The sequence below is a fragment of the Psychromonas sp. genome (genome assembly GCF_047632995.1).
In the GTDB taxonomy this organism is placed as follows: Bacteria; Pseudomonadota; Gammaproteobacteria; order Enterobacterales; family Psychromonadaceae; genus Psychromonas.
This window is the reverse complement of record NZ_JBLIEK010000182.1, coordinates 1-5,101: the sequence shown is the minus strand read 5'-3', so window position 1 is coordinate 5,101 and position 5,101 is coordinate 1. Positions and strand designations below refer to the sequence as shown.

Here is a 5,101-nt window from a genome sequence, read left to right as displayed (position 1 = left end):
TGATTTTTCATATTGATAACACTTACCTGACGGCACATGAACTGCGTTGTGCGCTGGCGGATAAAATTGGTGTGCATAAAGAGAATTTTGATGATCAGTTTTTATTAACCGGTTTGATTAAAAAACAGTTATTAACCTTACTGGCGCAGGGACAAAAATTGCTGGTATTAGTTGATGAGGCACAGGCTCTGCCCGACTCGACATTAGAAGCGCTGCGCTTGTTCTCCAATTTAGAAACCGAATCGCAAAAATTATTACAAGTGGTTTTATTTGCCCAGCCAGAATTAGACGTTCGCCTTGCGCAAACGAAACTACGTCAACTACGTCAACGGATCACTTTTTCCTATCAGTTACGTGCATTGTCGGAAAAAGAGATTGAGCATTATATAGCGCAGCGCTTAAAGCAAGCGGGTTATCGGGGCGCTTCGTTATTTAACCGCAGTGTATGCCGTAAAATAACCCAAGTGAGCCGCGGCATTCCGCGTTTAATTAATATCTTATGCCATAAGATGTTGATCATAAGTTATGGTCAGCAGCATTATAAAATAACCAATAAATTGGTGGCTCAAGCGGCCGCTGATACCGAAGATGCTTACCCAGTGCCAAAATTAAAATACTGGTGGCTGCTGCTGTGTTCATTTGTATTGTTAAATCTGATTTTACTGCTGTGGTGGAAAGAGTTGTTATGAGTATTATCAATAAAATGCACCAAGATCTTCAGCAAGCACAGCCTATGTTAGCCTCTATGCCAGAAAAGAGGAGTAAGCAAAAGGCGCTTATTTTGCTGGTGATCACTTTATTATTAGGAACATCGATAGCCCTTGCCTATCTGATTTTTAGCCAACAGAAAACGCTCCAAGAGAGTGAGATTCACACCGTTAAGACGCAATCAGTAGAGACTGAAGACCTTGTAGCGCCAAAAGTGACGTCTAAAGTGCTCGCCAGTGTAGTGCAGAAAAAACAGAGCGTAGAGCCGCTTACCGTTAACAAGGCTGTACCTAAAGAGTTTAAAACCAAGGCGTTAGCCCCTGCTATTACGGTTAACAATGCCGTAGTGGAAAAAAAGAAAAAGATCGAGTCTAAAAAGGTTTTTCAGCAAACAGTTTCCGCTAAAACCGCTTCCACTGAGATAGCTTCGACTAATACAGCTTCTATTAATAAAGCAAAAGCACTACCGGTAAAAACGGCCCCAGTTACAGAGCAGAAAAGTGAACAAAAACAGTTAGAAATTAAAGTTTCGCAATTAAGTAAAGCGGAGCTTGCGCAGCTTCATATTAAAGAAGCAGACAAAGCACAGGCTCAGGGCGATTTTGAGGTGGCACTCAAAAAGAAACTGCAGGCACTTGCCTTACAGCCCCATTTAAATGAACTGCGCAAATCACTGGCACTTTATTATTACGGGCAGGGGGATGTTGATAGAGCGCAGCGTTTATTGCAAAAAGGGGTGAGAGTTTCACCCGATTATCCTGATTTTAATTTAATGTTATCGCGTATCGCATTAAAAGAGGGCAATCAGCAAAAAGCGTATCTCTATCTGGAGCAAAATCCCCCTCAAGTTGAAGGTAATATCGACTATTACGTCAGCCATGCAATTTTGGCGCAAAAGTTCCAAAAATATGAACAATCAGAAATCTTGTATATCAGTTTGCTGACCCAAAGGCCTAATAATGGTCGCTGGAGAATGTCACTTGCGATTGTGCAGGATAGGCAAAATAAAATAGATCTTGCTGTGAATAATTATAAACAGGCTTTGTTAAAAACCGATCTTTCATCAAAAGCAAAAGTTTATATTAATCAACGGCTAGCCTATTTAGGTCAAAATTAAGGTATAACATGAAACCGGAATTAAAAAAGCGCTTAGGTGATTTACTGGTTGAAGAGCAGTTAATCAGCGAGGCTCAATTAGTTAATGCATTAAAAGAGCAACGTCGTTTAGGCCTTAAATTAGGCGCAACCTTAATTCATTTAGGCTATATCAGTGAAGATCAAATATTAACCTTCTTATCACGTCAGCTGGCTATCCCTATTGTTGATCTGCTTAAAGTTAAAATTGATCATAATGCCGTGCAGTTAATTCCAGAAGTGCATGCGCGTCGCCTGCGGGCGTTAGCTATCCATGACAACGGTGAAATAGTTACCTTAGTGGTGTCAGACCCGGCGGATCTGCATGGCTTAGATGTTTTAGCCAGTTTATTAAAAGGGCGCCCTTTTGAGTTGATGATTGCGCGGGAAGATCAATTAATTGAATCTTTTGATCGTGTTTACCGGCGCACCAAAGAGATCGCCTCATTTGCCGTAAAATTAAGCGAAGAGCATGGCGATAGCAGCACATTTGATGCAACTGCTGGTTTAGATATGGGGGGGGAAGGGTCAGATGCGACCGTTGCCAAGCTGATTCAATCGCTGTTTGAAGATGCAGTTCAGGTCGGCGCCTCGGATATACATATCGAACCCGATGAAAATGTATTACGTATAAGGCAGCGCGTTGACGGCGTTTTGCAGGAAACATTATTGCCCGAAAGCAGTATCGCCAGCGCACTCGTGCTGCGTCTTAAGTTGATGGCAAAATTAGATATTTCAGAAAAACGGTTACCACAAGATGGGCGCTTTAATATCAACGTTAAAGGCCGCAGTATTGATATTCGTGTCTCGACTATGCCGATTCAAAAAGGTGAATCAGTGGTTATGCGTTTACTGGATCAATCGGCAGGCGTGCTCTCTTTTGCAGAGATAGGTATTCCGGCTCATTTGCAAGCTCGACTAGAATTACAGCTTAAGCGTCCCAACGGTATGATTTTAGTTACGGGTCCAACGGGCAGTGGTAAAACGACTACCTTGTACACCTCTCTGAGCAGCTTAAATTCACCGGGTAAAAAAATAATTACAGTAGAAGATCCGGTTGAGTACCGATTACCGCGTGTTAATCAAGTACAAATTAACAGCAAGATAGGTCTGGATTTTGCGACAGTATTACGCTCTGCACTGCGTCAAGATCCCGACATTTTACTGGTCGGTGAAATGCGTGATAGTGAAACTATGGAGATAGGTATACGCGGCGCGCTAACAGGCCATTTGGTACTTTCAACATTGCATACCAATGATGCCATAAGCAGTATCTTGCGCTTATTAGATATGGGGGCACCCGGATATTTAGTCGCGAGTGCGCTGCGCGCCGTGATTGCACAGCGTTTAGTGCGCCGTTTATGTGAAAACTGCAAAACTAGTGCAATAGCAGAGCTTGAACAACAAGTTTTACTGGAACAGCTAACCGAAGATAACTTGCAGTATACCCAGTTTCATTCAGCACCCGGTTGTCAACGCTGCCAGTTTACAGGTTATCGTGGCCGTATTGGTGTGTTTGAGTTCTTAGAGCTTGATGAGCATATGGTATCAACATTACGCCTTGATGATACCGAGGGTTTTGCGGTTGCGGCCAAAAAATCTCAGTATTTTAAACCGCTTGCATTAGCTGCCCTGGAGTATGCAAAGCAGGGCATGACGTCATTGGAAGAGGTATTTAAATTAGTCGACCGTTTCGATAAAGTAAAAAAAGACGATGCCGAGAGTGATCTTAATTTATTAAAAACAGATGAGGCAAAAGAGTCCGGCTTAACACTCGAGCCAATTGACGAGCAGAAACGCGGAGCTTCTTCATCGACACTCGGTTTTACTGAATAATGCCATTCTATAAATATACTGGACGCGATAACCAGGGGAATACTGTTAAAGGTGAGTTTGAAGCCACCTCTAAAGATTTAGCGGTTGATAAGGTGATGCAAAAAGGGATTGTGCCGCTCGAGGTAAAAGAAAAAACCTCAGGAGGGCAATCTCTGGATCTTGCCAGTATCTTTGCTTCACATGTAAAGCTCTCTGATCTCATTATCTTTACGCGGCAGATTTACTCCTTAACCAAAGCCGGTATTCCCATTCTACGGGCTTTGAACGGTCTTGCTGATTCAACGCATTCTAAGCTGCTAAAAGATGCTTTATACGATGTATTAGATCGTATGCATAATGGTTACTCACTTTCGGTTGCTATGACTGCACATCCGCGGGTTTTTTCTCAGTTGTATGTCTCTTTGGTACAAGTGGGTGAAAATACCGGCCAATTAGATCATATTTTTTTACAGCTGTCGCAATATCTTGAGCAAGAAGTGGAAACACGTATACGGGTTAAAAGTGCAATGCGCTACCCGAGCTTTGTCTTAATAGCATTAGCTGTCGCCATGGTTATTTTGAATATTTACGTTATTCCCACCTTCGCCAACATGTTTGCAAAATTTCATGCGGAGCTACCTTGGACAACTCAGATACTGCTGGCTACCTCCTCCTTTTTTGTTAATTACTGGCCTTATCTTCTGGCGTTTTTAATCGCTAGTTTTATTGCCGTTAAAATGTGGCTGGGATCTGAAAAAGGCGCGTATTTATGGGATGGGTGGAAGTTACGTATCCCCATTATCGGCAGTGTTATTGAGCGCTCTTTATTGGCGCGTTTTTCACGCAGTTTTGCGATGATGTTAAGTGCCGGGGTGCCGCTGAATAACGCCTTGTATTTAATCGCGTTTGCGATGGACAATAGCTATTTAAAAGAAAAAATGCTGGCCATGCGGACGGGAATTGAATCGGGTGAAACACTATTAAAAACAGCTTCATCAGCGGGGCTGTTTACTCCTCTGGTCTTACAGATGATTGCTGTTGGTGAAGAGACCGGTCAAGTTGATGAACTGCTTAACGAAGCGGCTGATTTTTATGAGCGTGAAGTGGATTACGAGCTGAAAAATATGACCGCCAAAATTGAGCCGATATTGATCTCTATTGTGGCGGTTATGGTGTTGATTTTAGCCCTGGGTATCTTTACGCCGATGTGGGATATGATGGGCGCCATGAAAGGGCGCTAAGCTTTTGTTATTCCCGCATGCGCGGGAGCGGAACGTTGCCATTATTGTGGTTATCTTACATCGTTCCCACGCTCTGCGTGGTAATGCAAATGCCGCATCGGTTGTTCGTAAGCCTTCGCTTGCAAGCGCTTGGTGTAACCTTCATTGTTGGAGTTCCGCCCTGACGGCGTGTCACTTTTCTCTCAACAGCAAGAGAAAAGTAA

General features: G+C 43.1%; 4 protein-coding genes. All 4 read left to right on the top strand.

All coding sequences use genetic code 11. From position 1 onward, the window contains the following. Positions 1-689, top strand: a 689-nt coding sequence (locus ACJAT7_RS17715) for an ExeA family protein (RefSeq protein ID WP_415228124.1), incomplete at its 5' end; no start/stop codon positions are given. After that, a complete protein-coding gene (locus ACJAT7_RS17710; RefSeq protein WP_415228123.1) occupies positions 686-1,825 on the top strand; it encodes a tetratricopeptide repeat protein in 1,140 nt (379 codons plus the stop codon). The genes ACJAT7_RS17715 and ACJAT7_RS17710, both read left to right, overlap by 4 nt. Before the next feature lie 8 nt (positions 1,826-1,833). Continuing rightward, entirely contained in the window at positions 1,834-3,678 is a 1,845-nt protein-coding gene (locus ACJAT7_RS17705; protein ID WP_415228122.1) for a GspE/PulE family protein, read from the top strand. Further along, positions 3,678-4,898, top strand: coding sequence for a type II secretion system F family protein (locus tag ACJAT7_RS17700; RefSeq protein ID WP_415228121.1), 1,221 nt, complete (start codon positions 3,678-3,680; stop codon positions 4,896-4,898). The genes ACJAT7_RS17705 and ACJAT7_RS17700 overlap by 1 nt, the downstream gene beginning before the upstream one ends. Positions 4,899-5,101: the final 203 nt, after the last annotated feature.

What these genes read in the sequence shown, in the direction of transcription:
- ACJAT7_RS17710 (WP_415228123.1), top strand. Translation starts at nt 686, where the DNA reads ATGAGTATTATCAATAAAATGCACCAAGATCTTCAGCAAGCACAGCCT.
- ACJAT7_RS17705 (WP_415228122.1), top strand. Translation starts at nt 1,834, where the DNA reads ATGAAACCGGAATTAAAAAAGCGCTTAGGTGATTTACTGGTTGAAGAG.
- ACJAT7_RS17700 (WP_415228121.1), top strand. Translation starts at nt 3,678, where the DNA reads ATGCCATTCTATAAATATACTGGACGCGATAACCAGGGGAATACTGTT.